Annotated in this window: 16 protein-coding genes; 10 read left to right on the forward strand and 6 right to left on the reverse strand. The window is 58.2% G+C overall.

Translation table 11 applies throughout. From position 1 onward, the window contains the following. Positions 1 to 58: 58 nt before the first annotated feature. Both HCG46_RS24880 and HCG46_RS24885 read right to left on the reverse strand, forming a co-directional pair. Positions 59 to 3,148: an AMP-binding protein gene (locus tag HCG46_RS24880; RefSeq protein WP_168687750.1), complete on the reverse strand. Its 3,090-nt coding sequence runs from the start codon at positions 3,146 to 3,148 to the stop codon at positions 59 to 61. Positions 3,149 to 3,164: 16 nt separating this feature from the next. Beyond that, positions 3,165 to 4,823, reverse strand: a complete 1,659-nt coding sequence (locus tag HCG46_RS24885; protein WP_168687751.1) for a condensation domain-containing protein — start codon at positions 4,821 to 4,823, stop codon at positions 3,165 to 3,167. 101 nt (positions 4,824 to 4,924) lie between these two features. On the opposite strand from HCG46_RS24885, the gene HCG46_RS24890 reads away from it, so the two are divergent. From HCG46_RS24890 to HCG46_RS24910, 5 genes are all read left to right on the forward strand, one after another. Beyond that, entirely contained in the window at positions 4,925 to 6,085 is a 1,161-nt protein-coding gene (locus HCG46_RS24890; protein ID WP_286185528.1) for an isochorismate synthase, read from the forward strand. Between the two features lie 33 nt (positions 6,086 to 6,118). Continuing rightward, positions 6,119 to 7,753, forward strand: a complete 1,635-nt coding sequence (locus tag HCG46_RS24895) for a (2,3-dihydroxybenzoyl)adenylate synthase (RefSeq protein WP_168687753.1) — start codon at positions 6,119 to 6,121, stop codon at positions 7,751 to 7,753. Between the two features lie 9 nt (positions 7,754 to 7,762). Next, the gene (locus HCG46_RS24900; RefSeq protein ID WP_168687754.1) at positions 7,763 to 8,629 is read left to right on the forward strand and encodes an isochorismatase family protein; all 867 of its coding nucleotides are present in this window, start codon (positions 7,763 to 7,765) and stop codon (positions 8,627 to 8,629) included. Between the two features lie 19 nt (positions 8,630 to 8,648). Beyond that, positions 8,649 to 9,404, forward strand: a complete 756-nt coding sequence (dhbA, locus tag HCG46_RS24905) for a 2,3-dihydro-2,3-dihydroxybenzoate dehydrogenase (protein WP_168687755.1) — start codon at positions 8,649 to 8,651, stop codon at positions 9,402 to 9,404. A gap of 73 nt (positions 9,405 to 9,477) precedes the next feature. Then, positions 9,478 to 10,521: a methyltransferase gene (locus HCG46_RS24910; protein ID WP_168687756.1), complete on the forward strand. Its 1,044-nt coding sequence runs from the start codon at positions 9,478 to 9,480 to the stop codon at positions 10,519 to 10,521. A 144-nt stretch (positions 10,522 to 10,665) separates the two neighbouring features. On the opposite strand, the gene HCG46_RS24915 is transcribed toward HCG46_RS24910, so the two are convergent. Then, positions 10,666 to 12,768 (reverse strand): TonB-dependent receptor, encoded by a 2,103-nt coding sequence (locus HCG46_RS24915; RefSeq protein ID WP_168687757.1) that lies wholly within the window; start codon positions 12,766 to 12,768, stop codon positions 10,666 to 10,668. A 372-nt stretch (positions 12,769 to 13,140) separates the two neighbouring features. Between HCG46_RS24915 and HCG46_RS24920 the strand changes: the two genes are divergently transcribed. After that, positions 13,141 to 13,935, forward strand: a complete 795-nt coding sequence (locus tag HCG46_RS24920; RefSeq protein ID WP_168687758.1) for an IclR family transcriptional regulator — start codon at positions 13,141 to 13,143, stop codon at positions 13,933 to 13,935. Between the two features lie 1,990 nt (positions 13,936 to 15,925). Here HCG46_RS24920 and HCG46_RS24925 read toward each other — a convergent pair. Beyond that, positions 15,926 to 17,107 carry a tyrosine-type recombinase/integrase gene (locus HCG46_RS24925; RefSeq protein ID WP_168687759.1) on the reverse strand — a complete coding sequence of 394 codons (1,182 nt, stop codon included), beginning with the start codon at positions 17,105 to 17,107 and terminating at the stop codon, positions 15,926 to 15,928. A gap of 236 nt (positions 17,108 to 17,343) precedes the next feature. Here HCG46_RS24925 and HCG46_RS24930 point away from each other — a divergent pair, with 236 nt between their 5' ends. Further along, the gene (locus HCG46_RS24930) at positions 17,344 to 18,501 is read left to right on the forward strand and encodes an RHE_PE00001 family protein (protein ID WP_209009617.1); all 1,158 of its coding nucleotides are present in this window, start codon (positions 17,344 to 17,346) and stop codon (positions 18,499 to 18,501) included. 80 nt (positions 18,502 to 18,581) lie between these two features. Here the strand turns inward: HCG46_RS24930 and HCG46_RS24935 are convergent, their stop codons facing one another. Next, on the reverse strand, positions 18,582 to 18,824 hold the full coding sequence (locus tag HCG46_RS24935; protein WP_055661078.1) for a WGR domain-containing protein: 243 nt from the start codon (positions 18,822 to 18,824) through the stop codon (positions 18,582 to 18,584). A 100-nt stretch (positions 18,825 to 18,924) separates the two neighbouring features. Between HCG46_RS24935 and HCG46_RS24940 the strand changes: the two genes are divergently transcribed. The 3 genes from HCG46_RS24940 (at position 18,925) to HCG46_RS28710 (ending at position 22,623) form a co-directional block, all read left to right on the forward strand. Then, on the forward strand, positions 18,925 to 19,122 hold the full coding sequence (locus HCG46_RS24940) for a hypothetical protein (protein ID WP_168687761.1): 198 nt from the start codon (positions 18,925 to 18,927) through the stop codon (positions 19,120 to 19,122). Positions 19,123 to 19,718: 596 nt separating this feature from the next. After that, positions 19,719 to 22,361, forward strand: coding sequence for an autotransporter domain-containing protein (locus tag HCG46_RS24945; RefSeq protein ID WP_168687762.1), 2,643 nt, complete (start codon positions 19,719 to 19,721; stop codon positions 22,359 to 22,361). A 13-nt stretch (positions 22,362 to 22,374) separates the two neighbouring features. Beyond that, positions 22,375 to 22,623 (forward strand): integrase core domain-containing protein, encoded by a 249-nt coding sequence (locus HCG46_RS28710; RefSeq protein WP_168687763.1) that lies wholly within the window; start codon positions 22,375 to 22,377, stop codon positions 22,621 to 22,623. Between the two features lie 255 nt (positions 22,624 to 22,878). Here the strand turns inward: HCG46_RS28710 and HCG46_RS24955 are convergent, their stop codons facing one another. Beyond that, positions 22,879 to 23,727 (reverse strand): fumarylacetoacetate hydrolase family protein, encoded by an 849-nt coding sequence (locus HCG46_RS24955; RefSeq protein ID WP_168687764.1) that lies wholly within the window; start codon positions 23,725 to 23,727, stop codon positions 22,879 to 22,881. Positions 23,728 to 23,755 lie beyond the last annotated feature (28 nt).

Raw genomic sequence — 23,755 nt, forward strand, 5'->3', positions numbered from 1 at the left:
ATGTCAAATGACGACGGAATTATTCGCAAGGTTGGAAAACGGAACGTCTTGAGGCCAATCAAGGCAGCTCTCGGGAAACGAGTTCCTCCACCTGGTTCGCGTTTCGGCACATGAGAAGTTGCTTTGGCGGCAAAGCGACGCCGAATTCGTCGGAGATGCGCTGAGCGATCGTCTTGAGATGCGACGGTAACAGCCCCATCGACAGGAAGTCGGTAGCCCCATTTACGGCTGACGTTGATCCGCAGCCGACGACCTCCAGATAGATGTCGAGAAGCCGACGGTTTGCCGTGGATGTTTTCCTTTGCGGCACCGGTTGTCTGGAAGGGAAATCTGCAAGCAATTGCCTCGCAGCCCTTCGATCCGGTTTTCCATTGGCAGAAAGCGGAATGCTATCCACCTTTAAAAAGTACGCGGGAACGTGGGATTCCTGCAGGTGCTGTCTTGCAAAATGCCGAAGGTCCGCATCGGAAAGTCCGCTTCCTGGAACCGGTTCATAAAGGGCGCCCAATTCGGTTTCCCCACGACGTTCGTCTCCAAGATCCGTCAATAGAACGCGGGCGACGTCAGGGTGTTTTACAAGTTCATTCTCGACGTCAGGCATGGAAATGCGGACGCCGCGCACCTTGACGTAGCCCTGAACGCGGCTGTCGAACAGGATCAGTCCGTCGCGCCTGTATCGCCCCCGGTCTCCAGACCGGAATGCGCGAACCGGCTCTCCGTGCTCATCCCGGATCATGACGAAGTCATGCTGCCGCAACTCGCCGTCTTCCAGATATCCGAGCGCCGTGTTCACACCCGAAGAATGGATACGGCCAACAACACCGACAGGGCAGTGCTCGCCTTTCTCGTTGAGCACGAAATACCGGTTTGCCGGCAGCGGTCGGCCATAAGGTATGTTGCCTGTATCTTCCGGACAGATCCTGTGCCAGATACTCCAGATCGTGGTTTCGGTCGGTCCGCCGATTGAACTCAGTCGGATAGCCGGGTTGCTGCGCCTTACTTCTGCGATCACCGCCGGTTTGAGGTAGTCGCCGCCCTGGTTGATCAGGCGCAGCTTGGCAAGTTCCGGCTCTTGACGGCAGGAAAGCAACATCTCGAAGATTGTCGGAACCGACGACCAGATCGTTACGCCGTGCGCGTCAATCAGCTGGTTCCACCGAACCGCATCCTTCTCCTCGCCTTCAGCGGGTTGAACCAGCGTTCCGCCAGCGGTCAGACACCCGAAGACCTCGTAGACAGACATGTCGTGATGCAATGGACTGACTGAAATGAAGATGTCATCTGAAGTGATTTCCCACTCCGCATTGGTGCTGCCGATGACGTTGTCGGTCGATCGGTTGGACAGCACGACGCATTTCGGTTTCCCGGTCGTGCCTGACGTATAAAGATAGTACGCAGCCTCCGGACTGGACGAAAGCTCCTGAAGCGGTGGCATGAAGTCAAATACGTCGCCGGAGGGGTCTCCCTGCAGCAGCGTCTCGGCAGAAACGACGTCGTAGCCCTCAACCGGCTGCGTTCCGACGACAAGGTTTGGCTTGCAATTGTCGCAGAGAAATTTTCTGCGCTCTTCTGGGGCAGAAGCATCCACGGGAACCCAGGTTACCCCACGCAGCGCACAGGCCAGCGTCACCATCGTCTGTTCAGGAGAACGCGGCAGCGCAAGAACCGCAACATTTCCCTTTTGAAGGTTTCGGGCCGCGAGAGACGCCAGCACCTTGTGCACGCCCCTGCCGAGCTCTGCATAGGAGACCCGATGGGCACCGCAGACGAGCGCGTCGTTTTCCGGCGGTGCTGAAAACATGTTGTCGGCAATGCGCCTCAGGAACCCGCAGGTGGCATAAGTCTCCTCCGGCATGTTGAACTGATAGTGGTCGAAATCCAGCACGTTTCGCGCTTCGACCTGAAGCTCATCGCTTTCGCAGATGGCGGTTACGGCCCTGTCGATTGCTGCCAGAATGTCATCAACGACGGTGCGCTCGATAGCTTCGACGGCATGATCGATATCGATCGCCAGGCCTCCGTCGGCCAACGCACCCAGGCGAATGTCCAATGCGACCTGCGGTGTCTGTGTCAGTCCGTCATGCAGGCGAACGTGCGCATCGGACGAGAGCACTGGCCAGGACAGCCCGTTCGTGAGGACAACCGGCAGGGCGACACCACTTGCACCACCTCCGAGATCCATCAGGAAACGGCTGATGTCGACGCCGGAAAACGACAGGTGATCCAGCCCCTCCAGAACGTCGTCCTGCAAGGCCCTTGCCCTGGCAATAAAATCGTCTGTTCCCTGCCCGTCCCAAGCGGCGGCAAAGAACGTCGACCCGTTTAGGTAGCCCCCTTCCGTTCGCAGGGCCGCCGGTACACCGACATGAAGGCTCCCTTCGCTCAACCAGTGCGACAGAACTTCCAGGATCACGGCTGACAGCACCGTATTGCGAAAGAGGCCCGCCTTTGCCCCCATGCGCGTGAGCTTGCGGAATCGCGCTACATCGATTGTCAAACCGGCGCGCGCATAGCGAGAGGTTCCGATGGTCTCCAGAGATTTCGCCCAGGGAAGCTTCGGCACGCCTTCGTAAGACCGGAGCTTGGCCCTCCAGTAGTTTGCATCAGCCTCGTTCTGGCTCTTGATCGGCTGTATGGCAGAAGGAACAGGCAAGCTTGCCGCGGATTCGATCTGTCGATCCTCGAACAGTTCAACCATCAGCGCAGCTATGGAAAAACCGTCCAGGATCAGCGCATCGAACCGGAAGAAGATTGCACAGTCATCTCCGGTATTGCCGGCCGTTTCGGGCAGCTGGAACGCGACGATCCGCCAGGGCGGTGCAGTCAGATCGAACAGCTCATGGGTAAACCCCTGCTTCAACTCGGCGATCTTTTGCTCAGCACTTTCCGGCGTCTGGTCGGACAGATCGATGCGGAGGAAATCGACCTGCGGCGTTGCCAGGACGTGCCTCGATTGGCTTTGGCCATCGACAACCGTCCGCAGGCTGTCATATCGCTCTGCCAGATGGAGCAGTCGGCGCTCCAGAAGAGCGAGGTTGAAACGACCGCGATACTCGCGAAACTCCTGCATCGCGACGCCGCCTAGAGGCACATATTCGCTTCTGCCAAGGAGGTACGCGCGCTGCAGCGACGTCAGTTCGGATGTCATGATGTCTCCAGCGGATCTATTCGGCAGGTTGAGCTGCAAGCGAAATCCGGCTGCTTGCGCCAACCGCCTGCAGAAAAGCGCGTGCGATGCTGTCCGACGCCTTGCCGGAGCGATCGTTGATCAGGGATGCCAGGGCGGCCGTTGTGCTCGCAGGACCAATGTCCTCCGGTGCAATGGCTGCAGACGGAATGTAACGATTGAGAAAGGTGACGAAGTCCGCAAGATCGCCCTCGCCCAGTCCGAAATCCCGGATAGGGAGATGCATGTCAGCATCACTGCCAGTCACTCTGCCCGGCGCCAGTCGGTTCAACAGTTCCAGAAGCATGTCTTCGGTGTATGTGGCCGGCCGTCTTGCAGAACCGCACGTCATGACGTTGCAAACAGCCAGTTCGCCAAGTGACCGCGGGTCGGCCGCAACTTTCCTCGCGAGCCGCTCATAGCTCTTGAACGCGGCATCGACCCAGGCTTCGGGCAGTGCATCATAGCGGATATCCCAGTTGACCAGGATACCACCGTCCAGTTCCGCAACTTGGGCATCCAGGGCAACTTGCGGCCCTTGTGACACGGCCCAGTTCATCGATCCGAAAACCTCGCGGACACGTTCGGAAAAGAGGCCTCGCCCCGGCAGACCGAGGCCGGAGGTAAACACGATGGGCGCAGACTGCAGGGACCGTTGATGGCGCGACAGATCACGCATCACGCTGACACCCGGATAGGCAGAATGGGCGAGCAGGTCCAGCATACTGCCGGCCAGAGATTTGCAAACCTCTTCGTAGGTCTCCCCGGGCCGTAGATCGACCGCCAGAATGAGGGTGCTGGAAAAGTCTCCAACAAGCCGCTCGACACCGGCGGTGTAAGGAGCACGCCAGAACATCGGCACGTTGAGACGAAAACGGCCGCTGCCGGTGACCCCGCCCACAACGGCGGCGAACAACCCCAGCATCAACGCCGACACCGTCACGCGCAGCCGGCGCGCGGTCTCTTCCAGTGATCTGCGTTCAGCAGGCGACAGATAGGCGGCGAGCCTGCCGCTTTTGACCCGTTGGCCAGCGGCAACGACCGGCAGGTCGGGAGCCGGCGGCATGTCATCCAGACGCTCTTGCCACCAGCGCTTGTCTTCCTGCTGACGCCTGTGCAAATCCGCATCATCGGCTTTGGCGTCCAGCCAGTCGAAAAAGCTGCTTACCCCGGGTTCGGCCGGCAATGAGGGCGTTTCGTAGTACCGGGCAAGGTCCTCCATGAGGAGGCAGAAACTCGGCGGGTCGATCGCCGCCATATCCGTGTCGACATGCAAACGGCTTGCACCATCGGGCAGCAGGCTAAGTCCGAATGCGGACGTCTCTCCGCTGGCAAGGTCCAGCGATCGACTGGTCCAGCTTTCCCGCTTTTCCGCCAGTCGATGGGCGAGTGCTTGCGGCTTGAGACGGCTCAGGTCCTCAACCTCGAAAGACAGGCTTTCTTCCGGTTTTCCAATGACTTGTCGGCCATCCACCGTGATTTGCATGCGAAGCATGGCATGCGTCTCATAGAGTTTGCGAAGCGCGCCCTCCAGCCGGGTCGGATCGATGTTGCTGCCATCGAATTCCACATAAAGATGAGCTGATACATTTCCGAGGAAGCCCTTGGCTTCGCGCCCGGTCCAGTAAGCGGCCTGCATGGGTGTAAGATTTTTCATTGCGACTTTTGGTGTTGACAAAACATGAGTATCATACTCAAGTATTGAAGCAGGTCAACCATTCATATAGGAGATGCTCCATGGCAACCGGAGCGAGAGTGATGCGTCACGAAGACGTGGCCATCCAGCCTGATCCCAAGCGAAAATTTCTGTTCACTTCAGGCGGAAACGAACTGCATGCAGATGGAATTCGCGAGCGGATTGCCGTCCCGGCCCGGACCGGAAAAACTTCGGGCGACCTGTTTCAGGCCACGGTTGGCGCAGCCCTGGAACGCGCCCGCAATGCTGGCCAGGCAAACCCGATTGTCGTTGGTGCCATTCCGTTCGATCTCGGTGAGGTGTCCTGCCTCTACGTGCCTGAACGCCATGAATGGCGCACCTGCAAGGAGCCGAACGGAGGCGCTGTCACGAAACGCATCATGCCGGAGCTGCTCGCGCAGCGGAGTTATCCGGATGAGGCCGGCTTCAAACGGGCCGTCCAACACGCCATCGTCAACTTCCAGCACAGTGATGTCCGCAAGGCCGTCCTTTCGGTCATACGGGAACTGCAATTTGCAGAGCCTGTCGATGTCGAGCGGCTCATGACAAGCCTGCGGGCCCAGAACAGCGACGGCTATCAGTTCCAGGTGCCACTTCCGGATGGCAGCGAGCTGATCGGCGTCAGTCCGGAATTGCTCATTCGCAAGAACGGCCGCTCGTTCACGTCTAACCCGCTAGCGGGGTCGACCAGACGCCTGCCCGAACTCGCCGCCGACAGGGACGCCGGCACTGAATTGCTTCGCTCCGAAAAGGATCGCTACGAGCACAGGCTGGTCGTCGAGGACATTCACCGATTGCTGCAACCCTATTGCTCACAGATCGATGTGCCGGATCAGCCGTCGCTTCTTGGCACAGCGGCTTTGTGGCATTTGTCCACCAGGATCGAGGGACAGCTGAACGACCCGTCGATGACCGTGTTGCAGCTAGCATGCCTCCTGCATCCGACGCCTGCTGTCTGCGGATATCCAACAGAGCTGGCTCACCGTCTCATCCGGTTTGTCGAACCGTTCGAGCGCGGGCTTTTCACCGGAATTGTCGGCTGGTGCGACGCCGAGGGCAACGGCGAATGGGCCATCACCATCCGCTGCGGCATCGTTGAGCGTGACGTGGTGCGGCTTTTCGCAGGTGCCGGCATCGTTGAGGCCTCTCAACCGGACTGCGAATGGGCCGAAGTCCAGACCAAACTGAGCACCATGCTCAAGGCTTGCGGCCTCGCCGCCTGAGCCCCTGACCTTATCAAACAATCAGGTTTTCCAATGAACGTCGAATTTCAGCGCTGGCCAGAGGAACTGGCAGCGCATTACCGCTCCTGTGCTTACTGGACCGATCAGCCATTGACCCGAATTCTGGATCAACAAAGGCAAACGCGTCCCGCCGCGCCGGCGATCGTGTGCGGCGAACGAACCCTTTCCTATGACGCACTCGACCGGCTGTCCTCCAATCTGGCTGCAAGATTGGCGGCAAAAGGGTTGGGCCCCGGTGACACCGCACTGGTGCAGCTGCCAAACCTCGCCGAGTTCTACATCGCCTTTTTTGCGTTGCTGAAGGCCGGCATTGCACCGGTCAACGCGCTTTACAGCCATCGACGTCACGAGATGACGGCCTATGCCCGGCAGATCGAGCCGAAACTTCTGATCGCCAGCCGCCATCATGAGCTGTTCAGGACGGAAGACTTCATCGGCAGCCTGCAGGAAATGCAGGACGGTGCTCTCACTGTTCTTCTTATGGACGAAGCAGATCCCGCCTCCAGCCTGTCACACTGGATCGAAAGTGCTCCGGACGGCGTTGCCCCCGATTACGGCCCGACCCCCCCAGGCGAAGTCGCCTTCTTCCAGCTGTCCGGCGGCAGCACGGGTACACCGAAGCTGATCCCACGCACGCACAACGACTACGACTACAGCGTCAGGGCCAGCGCGGAAATTTGCGACCTGACACCCGAAACGCGGTTTCTTTGCGCGTTGCCGGCCGGGCATAACTTTCCGCTCAGTTCACCGGGTGCACTCGGAGTGTTCCATGCCGGTGGCTGCGTCGTGCTCGCCCCCAATCCGGAACCTCTTGCCTGTTTCGAGCTTATTCGCAAACACAAGGTGACCATGGCCGGTCTTGTGCCTTCCGCCGTCAATCTCTGGCTTCAGGCAGCGCCTGATCATCGCAATGCGCTGGAGAGCCTGAAACTCCTGCAGGTGGGCGGCGCACATTTTCCCGAGTCCCACGCGCGTCTGGTTCCTCAGATACTTGGCTGCAAGCTGCAACAGGTCTTCGGAATGGCGGAAGGACTGGTGAATTACACCCGTCTGGATGATCCGGATGAGCTTGTCTTCACGACCCAGGGACGCCCGATCAGCCCTGATGACGAAATCAAGATTGTCGGAGAAGACGGGCAACCTGTTTCCGACGGCGAAACGGGCAGACTTGCGACGCGTGGTCCCTACACCTTCCGCGGCTACTTTCGAAGCCCGGAACACAATGCCGACGTCTTCGATGAGGACGGGTTCTACTATTCCGGTGACCTGGTGTGCCGCACCGGTGAAGGTTATCTGCGGGTGGTCGGACGGGTAAAGGACCAGATCAACCGGGGCGGCGAGAAGATAGCCGCGGAAGAAGTGGAAAGCCTGCTTCTGCTTCATCCTGATGTGCGTGAAGCGGCCCTTGTCGCCATCCAGGATCCGGCACTCGGCGAGAAAAGCTGCGCTGTCATTGTCTCGGACAACTCCTGCATCAAGCCGCTTGCTCTTCGCAGGCACCTGATGTCGCACGGAGTTGCCGACTACAAGCTGCCTGACCGCTTCACTTTTGCGGACGCCATCCCCCTCACAGCCTTCGGCAAACCCGACAAGAAGAAACTGCGCACGGATCTCGCGCAGAAATTCACTCCCGCTCTGACACAGTAGAGGTTCCCAATGACCATCCCGACAATTTCCGACTACCCGATGCCGAAGGACTTTCCGGCGAACAAGACCGGCTGGAAACCGGATGCCGCTCGCGCTGTCTTCCTGATCCACGACATGCAGGACTATTTCCTGCGGTATTACAACGCCGACGGCGAACTGATGACGCGGTTGATCGCCAACCTGCAGCGTGTTCGCAACTGGGCCTACGCCAACAACGTCCCGGTCATCTACACGGCTCAGCCTCATGACCAGCCGCCGGAAGACCGAGCACTCCTGAACGACATGTGGGGCCCCGGCCTGACCGTGGCCGACCCGGCCCTGCAGCAGGTGGTCAAGGGACTGGAGCCCGGCGAAAACGACGTGGTTCTGACGAAATGGCGCTACAGTGCATTTCAACGATCCGACCTCAAGGCCCGCATGGCATCCCTTGGCCGCGATCAACTGATCGTCGGTGGCATCTACGCACACATCGGCTGCCTGATGACTGTTGCGGATGCGTTCATGAACGACATTCAGGCCTTCATGATTGGCGATGCGGTTGCCGATTTTTCCGAGGCCGAACACAAGATGGCCCTGAAATATGTCGCAACCCGCTGTGGTGCGGTCACAGATACGGCAAGCCTCACCGGTGCAGCCCAGAAGTCTGAGCCGATGCGGGACTGGCTGCACAGCCGCGTGTTGGAGCTCATCGAAGACGACGCCGATCTCGATCCGGAAGAAAACCTGATTTTCTATGGCCTCGATTCCATTCAGGTCATGAAACTTGCCAGTGAACTGAAGGAACGCGGCATTGTGGTCGGCTTTGACGAACTGGCGCGTGTCCCGACCCTGAACGGCTGGTGGGCGCTCATTGAAAGCAAGCGCCTTGCAGCCTGACACAGCAGAGCGCTCCGACATGTCAACTCGGCAGTTCGCAGGCAAGCGCGTGTTCGTAACCGGTGCCGCAAGCGGCATCGGTCGGCGCATCGCCGAAAGGTTTTGTGACGAGGGTGCCACGGTCCTTGGTCTCGACAGACAGGCCGGCGACAACACCCTGCCATTTCGCATTCTCACAGCCGACCTTGCCGATGCCCGTCAGGTTGAAAAGATCTCTAGCGGGCTCATGACGGACCGGTGGTACCCGGACATCCTGGTGAATGCCGCCGGTGTCCTGCGAACCGGGGCGGCGGAGGATCTGTCGCTAGAGGATTGGCAGGCCTGTATGAACGTCAACGTCAGCGGACCGTTCTACCTGCTGCGCCAATGGATACCGGTGTTCAAGGAACGGCAAAGCGGGGCGATCGTGAACATTGCCTCCAACGCGGCGCATGTGCCGCGCACGGGCATGACTGCCTATTGCGCGTCCAAGGCGGCGATGGCGAGCCTCAGCCACTGCATCGGTCTGGAACTCGCGCCCTTCGGCATCCGCTGCAACCTTGTCTCGCCGGGTTCAACCGATACGCCGATGCTGCGCGAGATGGCGGGTGGAGCATCCGGCTACAGGCAGCTGGTCGCGGGCCAACCGGATCGGTTCAAACTCGGCATTCCGCTGCAAAAGGTAGGCACGACCGACGATATTGCCGAGACCGTGTTGTTTCTTGCATCCGACAAGGCCGGGCACATCACGCTGCAGGACATCGTGGTCGATGGAGGCGCAACCCTGGGCGCCTGACAGCCAGCGCCCCTCCCCTGCCCTCCATTGAGCCGGACCCTCCGGCAAATTTTCATTTACAAGGATTGCGAAATTGACAGCACCAGCTTCCACACCTTCCGAACACCCGGCCCCCGTTCCGCCCTTCAAGCTGATGGCACAGATCACGGCATATCGTACGTCTCAATGTATTCGTGCTCTTGTCGAACTCGGGATACCCGCCCTTCTGGTCGAGCGGGCGAGATCGCTGGGAGAGCTTGCGGAAATCACAGGAACAAAGCCCCGTCTCCTGGAACGAGTGCTCAGGCACCTGGTCAATGAAGAGGTGATTTCCCTGGATGCCCAGGGGCATTACCTCCCCTCCCCTGTCACCCGCCACCTCGTGTCGGGGCATCCGCAGAGCCTGCGCAACTGGGTGGCCTGTGAACTCGACCCGTTGCTCTGGCGAAGCTGGGAAAACCTGCCCGAACAACTGCGAACCGGTACGACTGCCTTCGATCTGGCCCATGGCTCCGCGTTTTTCGATTGGCACGCACAGGATGAGGCAGCGCAAAAACGGTTCGACGACCAGATGAACGGGGCCTCAAAAGGCATCGGTGCTGTCGTCGTCGACAAACTGGCATTCGCACCAGGAACCAGGATCATGGATGTCGGCGGCGGCAACGGGTCATTTCTGGCACAAATTCTGGACAGGAACGCGGAAACCACGGGAACTCTGTTCGAGCTTCCGCGCGGTGTCGAAGACCACGATCCGCTGTTCGAGCAGATGCGGTCAAACGGCCGGGCAACTACCCAAAACGGATCCTTCTTCGAGCATGTACCAGGTGATGCCGATGTTTATCTGTTCAGCCGGGTCTTCCATGACTTTGACGACGAAGCTGCGATCACCATCCTGCAGAACACCAGCCAATCCCTGAGCGGAAAAGAACGCCTTTACCTGATCGACATGATGACCAGCGACGCTGCTGCCGACGCCCGCGGATCGTCCCAGGATATCTTCATGATGACGCAGCTCGGCGGCAGGGAGCGGACGGCGGACGAATTTATCGAACTGTTGGCGAAGGCAGGTTTTGAGACTTCTTCCATAACTCCGACGGCCAGCCCCGTCAGCATTCTGGAATTCAGGCAGGCAGGCTGATGCAGCCACTCCCCACCCCTCTCGCGCAGAAAATCGGTTCGCGCCAGACAGATATTTAAACGGCTAAGTTTCTCAGGCAATCAATATTCTGCCGGCGGCGGGGGAACCCCGTGCCACCGGCAGAATTGTGTCGTGAAGCCTGATTTAGAACGTTGCCTTTGCACCAATGCCGAACATGCGCGGTGCCGTCATGGTGGCGAAGGAAGCGACTCCCGGCCGGTTCTCGAGATAGGTCGGAACACGCTCGTCGAAGATATTGTTCACGTAGCCATAAAGCTGGAAATGATCGTGGACCTGGTAGGTTGCCCGTGCATTCGCGATTGTATAGGGATCGACCTGGAAAGCCGGCGTGTTGAGATCGTCCGAATAGTACCCGTCGAAATGCTCGACATTTGCCGAGAGGGTCAGGTTTTCCAGCACACTCCAGTCCACACCAAAGCCCAGCATATAGCCCGGAGCCTTGCCGAATTCATTGCCTTCGACCGACGGCAGCGTATCGAATTCGGAGATCTCGCTCTGAAGCACACCGGCATTGGCGTTCACACGCAGATTGTCCAGGACCTGGTAGCTCATCGCCACTTCAAGACCATAGGCGTGGGCCTTTTCCGCGTTCAACGTGAGGAGCTGCGTCACGCTGCTGCCAGGCAACACCGTTTGGAAGTAACGCTGGGAGTCGTGATAGTCGGTGTAGAACAGGTTTGCGGACACAAACAGTTTGTCGTCCAGAAGATTGGCACGGCCGAAAACTTCATAGTTCCAGGACGTCTCCGCCTTGAACGGCAGGGCTTGTCCGTTCAGGAAGTCGAAGGCAACACCACCTGGATTGAAACCCCGATTGACAAGGCCGCCCACGGTAACGTCCGGCGTGATGTTGTAGGCGAGTGCAATCTTCGGCAGAAGCGCGTTGAAGGTCTCGTCGTAATCGAAATCCACGGGCCTGGGCGCAACCGTCGACGACAGGCCGGTGCGCTTGATCCGGTCGCTCTCGAACCTCAAGCCGCCCGTCAGGGTCCAGGCATCGCTGATCCGGTAATCGATCTCGGTGAATACACCCAGATTGGTCTTGGAATCCTCGAAATCCGGCGAACCGTTGAAAGGCAAGAGCAGGGTTTCGTCTGACTGTGTATGAGCTGCATAAAGGCCCGCAACACCACTGAAAGTGCTGTCTTGCGTTCCGAAGTTCACCAGGGTCTCGTTCGACCAGTTCTGCTGGTCGATGGTCGCATCGCCGTTGCCGACTGTTTCGACGCTCCGCTTCACTTCCAGATCGGTGTATTGGGTGACGTTGCTGACGACAATTCCGTTTTCGAACTCATAGGAAAGGTCGGCGATCCCGGTGTGTGAACGGGAATAGAAGCTCGGCACGTTTGCCTGGCTGTTTTCAAGCCGGTCGTAGGGCTGGACCGTCGCAGCTTCATATGTCGGCTGATTGTTCTGAGCTGTCGCATAGGTGAGCTTTGCCGTCAGACCCGGAATGGCGTCAGGCGTATAGAGCAACTTCGCCCGTCCATTAAAGGACATGATGTCGAGGTTGGTTTCGTCATCCGTGAAGCTTGAATTGATATAGTCGATGAACGTGTCACGGCCGTAGTAGTCCAGCGCGACACGGGCGGCGAGCTGGCTGCTCAGCGGTCCGCTCAGCATGCCCGACACACGGTGAGTGTTGTAGCTGCCGTATTCAGCCTGCAGCGCACCTTCCGGCGTGAACGTGGGATCCTTGGTCTTGACGATGATCGCACCGGCGATGCTGTTCGCACCTTGAGACGTTGTCTGTGGGCCCCGGAACACTTCGATCTGGTCCACATCCCAGATCGATGTCGCACCGAACACCGTTTCGAAATAGGTCTGGTAGTGTCCGTCAATGTTGATGGACGCCCGAGGAACGGTACCTGAATAAAACGCGACCGCGCCAGTGTTCGGCCCTTGCGTATCCTGCCCGCGGATAATCGGCGCAACGCCTGCCGTGCCGGGATAGTAGACGTTGGGAACGTCCTGAATGGCGCTCTGGACATTTTCCTCATCCGGCCGTGTTTCCAGATCCTCCCCCGTAATGATTTCAACCGAGCTGGCCGTCTCCTGAAGGCTGCGCGAAATCTTTTCGCCGCTCACGAGGATCGTATCGAGGACAGTTACGTCAGCAGCAGTTCCGGTTCCTGCATCTTGAGCCCATGCGATGCTGGTAACCATCTGTGAAACGGTGAGCACGGCGGTGCTGCCAAGCATCGTCGCAATACGAGTCGGTTTCATCTCTTGATCCTGATGAGTTTATGACTGCGCGAGCTGGAAAAGCCTTGCCCACGAGCAGTTGGGGAGAGACGACCCTGTCACCGGTTGCGGCTCATGCTTGCCCCAGCCGCCGGTGACCGGATCAACTGAATTTCACTATACAGAACTCATTACACATTTCAACATGAGTATAAAACTCATAAATAAATGTGGCGAACCGGCAACACCTTCAGTCAACAAACTGAATTTGAACGGAAAATCTGCTGCAATCACGATTGAACTTGCAACGGTTGCCAAATACCCTGTCGGTGAGATGGGAGGGGTGTGCGTTGTCGAAATATTCAGATTGGTTGCACGACGAATCCAGGCATCAGTCGATTAAGGTGCCAGGCAATGAGTGAAGACGCAGATGGTGAAATGACCGGACAATCACCCAAACGCTCCGGTAACATTCAATCCGTTTCCATTGCCACGCGATTCTTGAACATCCTGGCCAATGGTTCCGAAGCCATGGCACTTGGCGTCATCGCCAAACAGGCCGGCACCGGCAGCCCGACCGCACACCGATACCTTCAAAGCCTGGTGAAGGAGGGGCTCGTCATGCAAGACCCCCAGACCGGGCACTACGATCTTGGCCCGACCGCGTTGAGTATCGGCATTGGCGCCTTGAAACGTGTAAACCCTGTAGAGATCGCGGCAAGGCACACGAAGCAACTCGCCAGTGGCTACGCTGCAAGTGCGGGCATCGCCATCTGGACCGAGCGTGGCCCAACAGTCGTGCGCTGGTATCGGAGCGCACATTTTTCGATCAGTTCCGTTGGACTTGGTGACGTCCTTCCGGTCGACAATTCCGCATGCGGTCTGGTCTTCCAGGCATTCCTTCCCGAAAGCCAGATCAACGTTGCCAGGAAATTGCAGCCCCCTCATTTCCGAGGCAAACCACCCTCGCGCAAGATCCTCGAGACCGTTCGCGCCGAGTGCTGGGCCGAACTGACCGACCACCTGCTACCAGGTATTACGGGACAGGCCGTGCCGGTGTTTGATGCACAGCAGGAGATTGCCTGCGTCATGACGACGGTCACAAATCTCGGTCTCATGCACAAGCCCGAGGATAGAAAGGCTCTGTTCGACTGCGCCCGGCAAGCGGCGCGGGAAACTGGTGGTTTGGATGCGTTCACGGGTTTGTAAGCCCCTCCCCTCTCTGGGGATTTGCAATACAGCAGGCTCACAAAAAGCTTTTGGCCAGATCGGCTCCAATTAAAAAGCCGGCGACCATCTAAAAGCCCACCTGGCACTCGTTGCCCAATCGGCCAGAAAAATCTTCGGGAGTGAAGACAGGCCCTGGCATCTGACGAACCGCCCTCATAGGGCGTTCACCCAAATTTTTGCCGTGTATTTTTGCCATGCATCGCAGGACTATTTTGCCTGAAACCCATGCATAGCAAACCACGATTATAGCCGGACAATCGACGAAATTTGCGTCAGGCTCTTTGTGTCTCTACGAACGATCAGCGCGGCACCAGTCAAATATAGCAATTGCTATAATTTCTAGCGGAGCGACTTTTAACACTGAAGGGCCACACCCCACACCCGGAAAAATCAGCTGATATAGCAATTGCTATATTCACAAGTTTTGCCCATGCCAACGTCTGAAACGCATGCGAACGTAATGATGCGTCGACGCATGTGTACCTGGCACTTCCGAAATTTCTGCACAGGCAACACATTGCAGATGGCTATCTATATTCGCCAGGCCTTGGACGCTCAAAAGAAAGCCCTATCACAGAGCCTCCGCCTGGTTTCCGGCGAGCATTCTCAGAACCAGACCGTCGCGCCACCCAATGCAAGAAAAAAGAGATCAAAAACCACCTCAAGCTGAACAAGGCATCGGACGAAAAGTTGATCCTTGGCATAACGAGCGTCGGTTCGAGCGGGCTGTCTCGATATTCGTTCTTTGAGGCCCGTCAGGACAAAAATGGAGCGGGCAGGGAGGTAACGCCGAACGATGAAAGTAACGAGACATCTGGCCAGAGACACACGCCACCGCTTTTCACAATGCGTCCAGCCGAAACGACCGGAACATCTGGCCCTCCAGCGCCACCCCGTCTAACGCTCCATCCACCAATGAGTGCTCCGAAACACCTTCAGCAAACCACGTGTCAATAAAGAGCTCAATCATTCGGCAGCTTCAATTCGATGCTGAACGACAAACCGCTTGTATGGCAGCAACCGGACTCCCGACCGGAGCTCATTAGACCAACGAAAATTACGCGGCGCTTAAAGAAAACTTCCTCAAGCTAAGAAGCGCATTGCATCTAGGGAGGGCGCTATACCCACAGAACGAACCCTTCTGCGCTAAAGGCCTCTGCACACAACTAGCAAATCCCAAAAAACAATCAATTAGCCGAGCCCGTCCGCGAGCTCTCCGGCATCGTCCAACTAAGTATTTTCAGACCGGAAACCAATGAACCGGCATCACAAGCATGGACCAAGCCGACGGCTTACTTGTTGGCTCAATATAGCTCAACCCGTGTTGGTGAAACCCACTGTGGCTATGCGACCAAACTTTAGTTTCCTGTTTGCTTCCCCAATCAGCCTTCCCCGATCCGAACGAAATCTTGAAGAGAATGGACCGAATGAAGAGGGGAGTCAGTTGCCACGTATTTAGGAGCTGCCAGATACATGTCCTGCAAACGCTAGCTGCTGAAATTGTGCAACCGGCCGGACAGGAACAGGACGACCTGTTTTCTGAAAGATGAATACAGACTTGATGGCTTCGACCTGACCGCCGGCCCTGCGAACAGAATTATAACGACAACTAAGAGAGGCATTACGTGCAACGGCGCACACCAATCATTACGCTCAATGATCATGCCGCGCTTAACAACATCGGAAAATTGCGCGCCAGTCCGGTGCAATGCAAAACGCCAGCCCCAGGAACGACCTCGCAGCAAACAGAGCTTGCCGAAGTCTGCAAAACACGAAATGGATGCACCTTGGCCATGACAACAACCTCTCGTCGCTTGTATACCGCAAGGGAATATGAGAGTTTATTAACTGTTTTTTAAGGAGTTCAACTCGACTGATGGATCAGCTAATGATTGAGGAGAAATGATCCGGACGGGCCACTTTCAAGACCTGCCCGGATCTCCCTCATGAGCTTCCCTCGCGTTGAACATCACCCCAACAATCTGGCTGACCGCCGTCTGCTGCGCCCGGCATCGCTGTAATAGCTGGACGCCTGGGCGAGAGACCTGTGCCGGGACTGCAGCATGGCATCCTGGATCGGAATGTCCCTGTTGGCCGCTTCCGTCAGAAAGCCTGAGCGCAAGCCATGCGCGGAAAAGTCCTGCGGGTCCAGACCGGCAAGGGCACAGCGTTTCTTGACGATGGCATTCACCGATTGCGGGGTGAGGGCACGGGTTTTCAGGTTGCCCCACTGATCGATCGCGCGGAAGACGGCCCCTTCCTGAATCTGGGCCGCTTCCAGCCAGGCCTTCAGCGCGTCGACACTCCGTCCGATCAGAAGAACCGAATTGTCGTCCGAAGATTCTTCCGTCTTGGTGCGCCCCAGTCGCAGGCTGGCGGCAGGCAGGAGGTCGCTCCCCGGGTCACTCGGATCCAGAGGCAAGAAGTCCTCCCAGGTGATCTGACCAAACCGCATTCCGGATAACTCTGAGCGCCGACGGCCACCGGAGGCAAACCCGACCAGCAGCAAGGCCCTGTCACGAATGTCCATCAGGCTTGGTGCGGCGTAGTCCGTGCCGTTACATGTCGCGAGCAGCAGCTCCAGACAATCGGCCGTGATCGCCTTGCGGCTTTTCCGCGCGCGCGGCCGGTCGGCGACACGGACAGCCAGACGCATGGCGGAGCGCACTTCCGCCGCGGAGAAGTCTCCCGTCAGACCCCGCCAGCGATGCAAGGTCGACCAGGAGGCCAACCGCCGCTGCACAGTCGCCGGTGCATGCGGGGGCCGTTGGCCCGCCGTATTTTTCGCGCTGCGAAGCAATCCTTGCGCCTCAAGTTGCCTCGCAATGTCTTCAGGCATCCCGTGACCGGGATCAGACATCTTCTTGTCCGGATCCCACAGGTGATGGGCGATGAACTTGAGAATGAGCGGCGCCGGTGCGGGCCAGGGCAGGGGGCTTCCGGTTGCCGCCAGGCACCAGCCTTCCAGATAGGAAAAGTCGGAGGTCAGAGCCCTCAGCGAATTCTCGCCCATGCCTTCCCTGGCAAGGTGGCGCAGGGTGTCGATGTCCTCATCGGTCAAAAGCCGGGCCAGCTGCTCTGCCCGGTCTGACCCGGCGATGGCTGGCAGAATGGCGGACAACGTGTCGAGGGTTTCTATCTTGTCGCGCATTGCCTGATCCGCAGCCTCATTCCGTGCGGGCTGCGACGAGAGACGGGGCGCGGGGAGGGGGCTTTCGGGCATGGCTGACAGGCTTTTGCGGATCGGGACAGTCTAGCATGAGGTCGCTAAAAAGTCTAACTATCGATAAGCTTTAATTATCATTGCTTATGATCCTTAGTTGACTGATATCCATGTGATGATACTTTTTTGCTTGTTGATTATCGTTAATGAAATATTATCAGCTGATGTCAATGGTTTACGATCTTCACAAGTCCCTGAAATCACTGGATTGGCTCGATCTGGCCGACCCGCTCGATCGCGCCAGCCGGTCGCTGACCCGAGCCGACGAGAGATTGCGCCGGACACCTGCGCTGGAAGACGGCGTGCGCAGCCGGTCCCACCTGTTTGAGACCTGTGCCTCCATGGCCCTCGATGGAGACCTCGTTCATCTGGAGGACCTTGTCCTGCACGACGCCGGCACCGACAGACGCGCACCCACCCACGAATTGACCCGGGCCGCCAGGTTCCTGGCGCTCCGCAGACGGGTCGACCGGCAAACCCCGGACACTGTCTTGAGCCGCGACGGTATACTGGTACTTGTGGGTCGGCCGACAGATGACGCCGAGTTAGAGACAACGACAATCAGAAGCTCGGGGGAGGAGAGGGGACCTGCCGCCTCAACCTCGGCCCAACAGGACATTACCGATACGGAAAAAAATCTCTTTGCCGAGATCGAGGCCGTTCTGGAACGCTCCAGACAGCTGGCGCAGGGAACCGTTCCGGAAAGACCTGTCTCGTCCCGCCAATCCGGAGACATACCTTCCGTACACTTCTCTCGGTTTTCGGAACGGGGTGACCGTCTGGACGACTGGCTCACTGTCAAAAAGGAAGCTGAAGCCCTGAAATTACCGCCCGTTCTGGCGGCGGCGATTTTGCTTGATGCATGGCAGGTGCTGCAGCCGCTGGACGGATGGCCGGAACTTGGCCGCCTGCTGTCGGCTGTCTTCCTGAAAACACAGGTGACCATGTCTCATTTGCCAAGCCTGTCAGCGGGATTGCGAAAGTCGCCCTTTCGCTGGCGCCGCAAGGACACGTTCCAGGTGCGCATCGCCGGCTTCCTGTCCGGTTTCGAAAAAGCCGCCCAGGAAACCATGGATCAGCTCGACCGGCTCTCGATTGCCCAGGAGCAACTAGCACGCCATTGCCAGTCTTGCCGAAGCCACTCGAGGCTGCCGGAGTTTGCCCGGATGTTCCTGTCCCGCCCCCTGGTGACCATTCCCATGGCCCGTCAGGACCTCGGTGTCACCGCCGCTGCCGTCGACCGCATGATCCGCCAACTCGGCCCCGCGCTCCCCCGCGAGCTTACAGGCCGAGACAGATACAGGGCCTGGGGTATCCTGTGACGTCTGATTGAGTGATCTGCCCGAGGAAGATCCCGTGACACAGGGGTCTGGGGTCTGGGATCAGGAACAACGCCACAGCCTCATTCCGGGCGATACCCGCGCTTATGCTTTTGTGCCGCCAGCTTCTGCTGATGCGCCAGAGCCGATGACACATCCGCAAACAGATCAAGCCGCGTTCGACCCCAGGTGCCCAGGCGTCCCCATGTCCGGCGAACGGCAAATCCGCCGAACAGGGTGGGCTCGACCGACAGGTGGTAGAACCGGTTCATGTTCCGGCCCGGGTCCACGCGTTTGAGGAGAAGGAGATCGTCATCTGGTTCCATGACCGCAGTGTCGAAGATCTCCGAACAGCGGTCCAATGAATGATTGGAATCGATGCGAAGGAACGGATTCAAATGGATGATGGGAGATGGAGAACCTTAAATGGGCTTTGTCATGTTGTTTGACCGAAAATGCCTGAAGCACATTTCTTTTGAACGCATGCAGCAGCCACGGCTTCCCATTGTGCCATTGCGCGAACGCTATAAACGAAAAAAGCTGCTGGCGGTGGCCCAAACAGTAATGTGGTGTGAAGGCAGACCAACTGAACGCGCTCAAACGGCAGCGAAAAGTACAAAATAATTACACGCGACGATTGTCACAAACTCAATTACTGATATCTTAATGCCGAATTGTGCGTCTCAATAAATAGCTTCATTTCATTCTGATCCCGGCATTTTCTGGAGAGATAATTGATGACAGTTTGCTCCTGCACGCTCCGAATTTCAAAGGCGATGACGCCGGCGTACACATGACAATCATTTCCGTCGGAGACTAGCCGATCGATGTGACCGTCAGTTACGACAGCTCGCAGGAGCCAGCACTGTAACGTTGAATATATCGTTTTCTCACCTTTTGAATCGTGCAGAAGTGCCGACTACAAGGACCAATCCATGGGCTGTGTAAAGAGTTCAGATCAGTGTGTGGCCCCTGCTGCAGGCCGAGCATCCTCCATTTCGGCTCAACTCGGAATCCTGCGCTCACAGGTGAGCCAGCTTGCCATGCGGTCCGCGCCCTGCAGCACAAGAATGGCTATGCCAGTCGGACTGGCCCTGGCGTTGGTCTTGGTAACAACGCCCGCATTCGCGGACGGTGGCAGAGGCGGGGGCGCTGCAACGGGGGTTCCTGGAGGAAGCGACAGTGCGACGGCTGCGGGTGACAGCGGCAGCAACGGAGTCGTGGACATTAGCGTCGTCACTGGTGGTGGCGGTGGCGGTGCTGGTGTGACAGGCGGTGCTGGTGGAGCTGGTGCTGGCGGTGCTGGCGGTGCTGGCGGTGCTGGCGGCTTAACCCCGGGAGCGGATGGGGTTGCTGGCGGCAACGTGAATAGCGGAGGAACGGGCAGTGGCGGCGGTGGTGGCGGCGCACATGGTGCAGTTGTCTCGGTCTCCGGCACACTTTCCGGCGGGAACGGTGGAAACGGTGGGAACGGCGGGGGCTTTCCGGTAGGGGGTCCGACCGGGAATATCGGTGGCGGTGGCGGCGGTGGTGCAGGTGGCTACGGCACGGTCATCACGGGATCCAGTCTTTCGCTGACCAACAATGCTACCTTGACCGGAGGCACTGGTGGTGCAGGCGGTCGAGGGGGACAGGGCGGCGGCAGGGGTGGCGATGGCGGCAGTGGTGGGATCGGGCTGGATTTTGTCACTACGTCCAACGTCTTCCTGAATGGGCATACTATTGCGGGAGGCGCTGGCGGGAGTGGAGGCGCAGGGCAAGGTGACAAATTTTTTTATGGCAACGGTGGCGATGGTGGCAATGGTGGCGCAGGCATCGTGGCATCCGACCTCGTTGTCACGAACACGGGTTCGATTACCGGCGGCAATGGTGGTGCCGCGGGCGCAACAAAAGTTGGTACGGCGGGTCAAGCCGGCGTTGGCGGAGCGGGCGTTTCTGGATCCAGTCTCACTATCTACAATAGCGGCACCATCGCCGGTGGTCTCTCGGGCGATGGAGCGACACGCGCCGATGCCATCAGTTTCACCGGCGGGACCAACACCCTGGAATTGCAGGCCGGGTCCAACATCCTTGGCAACGTGAGTGCGTTCAGTTCCGCCGACACCTTGCGTCTTGGCGGGGGCACCAACAGCAGCTTTGACGTATCGCAGATCGGCGCCAGTGCGCAGTATCAGGGTTTTGGCATATTTCAGAAAACCGGCGGCAGCACCTGGACACTGACCGGGAGCAACACTGCCGCACAGTCATGGACCCTTGATGCGGGGACCTTGTCCGTGAATGGCACGATCACGAATGCCAGTGTGACCGTCAGCGGTGGCAAGCTCGGCGGTTCCGGCACAGTCGGGTCTGTCGTTGTGCAATCTGGCGGCACATTCGCACCGGGTAATTCCATCGGCACGACAACAGTTTCCGGCGATGTCAATTTCGCGAGTGGCTCGGTTTACGAGGTCGAGGTCAATGACGGCGGCACTACGGCTGGAACGAACAACGACCTGATTTCCGCTACGGGCACAGCAACTCTCGATAGTGGCGCCTCCGTCACCGTGTTGGCCGAAAACGGCACTGACAATGGTTCCAGTTATGCCGCTGTATCGACCTACACCATCCTGACCGCGTCTGGTGGGATTACCGGAACCTTCGGGTCCTTGAGCGAAAACTTCGCCTTCCTGGACGGAGCGCTCAGCTACGACACGCTGAATGTCTACCTTACGCTGACCCGTAACGCCGCAGGCCTGACAAGTGTCGCGCAGACCCTCAACCAGACAAAGACGGCGTCTGCAATCGGGGATCTCGGCAGCGGGTCCAGCCTTTATGACGCCGTCATCTCGCAAAGTGCTTCTGGTGCACGCGCCGCTTTTGATGACCTGTCGGGCGAAATCCACGCGTCTCTTTCAACGGTTGTGATCGAGGAAGCACGGTTCCTGCGCAATGCCGCCTATGACCGAAGCCGTGCCGTCAGGACCCATATGGGCGCGGTAGACCTGGAACCGGGGGGTGCCACAGCGCAAACCGCCACCTATGGGGACAGCTTTTCCGCTGCGGGCAGCGCCCTCTGGATGACCGCGATCGGCGGTTTCGGGGACTGGTCCTCGACAGGAAACACAGCGGGTCTTTCCAGCTCAAGCGGCGGCTTCCTGGCTGGGGCCGACGGTGTTCTGGGCGATGCCGTACATCTCGGCCTGATGGGCGGATACCAGAGGGCAAATGTCGATGTGAAGGCGCGCTCGTCCACGTCGAAAGTGGACAGCTATCTATTCGGGGCCTACGGCTCCACTAGCGTGAACGCGCTGGCCCTGCGCTTCGGCGGCTCCTATTCCTGGCATGGCATCGACAGTGACCGCGATGTCACTGTCGGCAGCTTCACCGACAGCCTGTCTGCCGACTATACCGGACGAACCCTGCAGGCCTTCGCCGAAGCCGGGTACGAGATTGGTCTGGGTGCCTATTCGCTCGAGCCCTTTGCGGGGCTGGCCCATGTCAACCTGCACACGGACGGTTTCACCGAGAGCGGCGGCGCAGCCGCCCTGACGGTCAATGCCGCGACCTCTTCAGCTACCTTCACGACCCTTGGCTTGCGTGCAGCTGGTGTTGTCAACTTCGACCAGACGGCGGTGAATTTTCATGGTGGCCTCGGCTGGCAGCACGCCATTGGACCTTTGAACCCGTCGGTCCAAAATAGTTTTGCAGGCGGCGCGGACTTTACGGTTTGGGGTGCGCCTATCGCACGCGATGTCTTGACCGTCGATGCCGGGCTAGACATCGATCTCGCTGAAAACACCACGTTCGGTGTTGCCTATGGCGGCCATCTCTCCGGAGAGAGTGCTTTGCATGATTTAAAGGCTAACCTGACGTTCCGTTTCTAGGTCGGTCACCTTCTTGACGAAAGCGTTCGGGGACGAATGCCTCGAAGACACACTCTTCACATCGCTCTCCGAATACCGATCTCAAATCACCTCGTGGCAGGGTGACCACAACCGAAACAGACACCACTCATCCCCGGACAATCTCGCGTCCTGCGAATGTGCACTGAAAATGACACTGCAAACACGGGCGACATATGGCCAAAAATATCATGCTCTGATCCCCGAAAACTGGATTGTTTTTGACTGGAGTTTTCCGCGCTAGGCTGCCGGCTGGGAGAAGAAAATCGTCACCGGGTCCCATGACCTCATTTTCAAAGGTCTCCGAACAGCGGTCCAATGAATGATTGGAATCGATGCGAAGGAACGGATTCATATCGATGATGAGTGGCTGGGACGAACACCGCCAAAGGCGGAGGCTCTCAGCCACATTCGGATGGCGTCCAACATGCCTTAATCTGGCCAAGGGTGACATCACGACGGGATTGCGCCTGACAAGACTTGATAGGAAGCCGGTCAATCAAGCCGGCTGGGAGACAACGGTTTGTCGCTGGCTTCCGAGGCCGGAGATGCTTAGATCGACAACGTCACCAAGCTTGAGAAACTGCGGGGGATCGAGCCCAAGGCCTACGCCTTCCGGCGTTCCTGTGGCAATGACATCACCGGGCATCAGACGCATGAAATTGGACATGTAGGAGATGATTTTCGCCACGGTGAAAATCATGTCGTCGGTTGAGCTGTCCTGGCGAACCACTCCGTTCACCGAGAGCGTCAATCGAAGGTCCTGCGGGTCCCGGATCTCGTCCCGTGTAACCAGCCAGGGACCAATCGGGCCAAAGTTTGGTGCGGATTTGCCCTTGATCCACTGGCCACCGCGCTCGATCTGATAAGACCGCTCACTGACGTCGTTGATGAGACAATAGCCGGCGACCATCTCCAGCGCGTCCCACTCTGGAACGTATTGGCATTCGCTGCCGATCACGACACCCAATTCGACTTCCCAGTCGGTTTTTTCCGATCCCTTCGGCAAAATGATCGGATCGTTCGGACCGCTGATGCATGAGGTGGATTTGGAAAACAGCACCGGTTCGGAGGGATTTGGATTGCCTGTTTCCTTTGCGTGCCGGGCATAGTTCAGCCCGACTGCGTAGAAATTCCGGACGCCCCCCACACAAGCGCCAAGGCGCACGTCCGGATCCACGACCGGCAGCTTTTCAGTGTCCAGGGCACTCAGGGCAGAAAGGGTGCTTTTTGTGAGTGTTTCGGGCGTCAGGTCGCTTATGTGAGCGGACAGGTCCCGGATGCGGCCTTCGGCATCAACACAGCCCGGTTTTTCCTGGCCCAACGGGCCAAAGCGAAGAAACTTCATGTGAAATCCTCGTGGTTCTGTTTCTTGG

This window comes from Labrenzia sp. PO1 (genome assembly GCF_012273635.1).
Classification (GTDB): domain Bacteria; phylum Pseudomonadota; class Alphaproteobacteria; order Rhizobiales; family Stappiaceae; genus Roseibium; species Roseibium algicola.

Bases quoted from the DNA above. Each gene is read 5' to 3' on its own strand.
- HCG46_RS24880 (WP_168687750.1), bottom strand. From the start codon at position 3,148: ATGACATCCGAACTGACGTCGCTGCAGCGCGCGTACCTCCTTGGCAGA.
- HCG46_RS24925 (WP_168687759.1), bottom strand. From the start codon at position 17,107: ATGCGCGACAAGATAGAAACCCTCGACACGTTGTCCGCCATTCTGCCA.
- HCG46_RS24930 (WP_209009617.1), top strand. From the start codon at position 17,344: ATGTCAATGGTTTACGATCTTCACAAGTCCCTGAAATCACTGGATTGG.
- HCG46_RS24940 (WP_168687761.1), top strand. From the start codon at position 18,925: ATGGGCTTTGTCATGTTGTTTGACCGAAAATGCCTGAAGCACATTTCT.
- HCG46_RS24935 (WP_055661078.1), bottom strand. From the start codon at position 18,824: ATGGAACCAGATGACGATCTCCTTCTCCTCAAACGCGTGGACCCGGGC.
- HCG46_RS24895 (WP_168687753.1), top strand. From the start codon at position 6,119: ATGAACGTCGAATTTCAGCGCTGGCCAGAGGAACTGGCAGCGCATTAC.
- HCG46_RS24900 (WP_168687754.1), top strand. From the start codon at position 7,763: ATGACCATCCCGACAATTTCCGACTACCCGATGCCGAAGGACTTTCCG.
- HCG46_RS24915 (WP_168687757.1), bottom strand. From the start codon at position 12,768: ATGAAACCGACTCGTATTGCGACGATGCTTGGCAGCACCGCCGTGCTC.
- HCG46_RS24890 (WP_286185528.1), top strand. From the start codon at position 4,925: ATGCGTCACGAAGACGTGGCCATCCAGCCTGATCCCAAGCGAAAATTT.
- HCG46_RS24955 (WP_168687764.1), bottom strand. From the start codon at position 23,727: ATGAAGTTTCTTCGCTTTGGCCCGTTGGGCCAGGAAAAACCGGGCTGT.
- dhbA (WP_168687755.1), top strand. From the start codon at position 8,649: ATGTCAACTCGGCAGTTCGCAGGCAAGCGCGTGTTCGTAACCGGTGCC.
- HCG46_RS24920 (WP_168687758.1), top strand. From the start codon at position 13,141: ATGAGTGAAGACGCAGATGGTGAAATGACCGGACAATCACCCAAACGC.
- HCG46_RS24885 (WP_168687751.1), bottom strand. From the start codon at position 4,823: ATGAAAAATCTTACACCCATGCAGGCCGCTTACTGGACCGGGCGCGAA.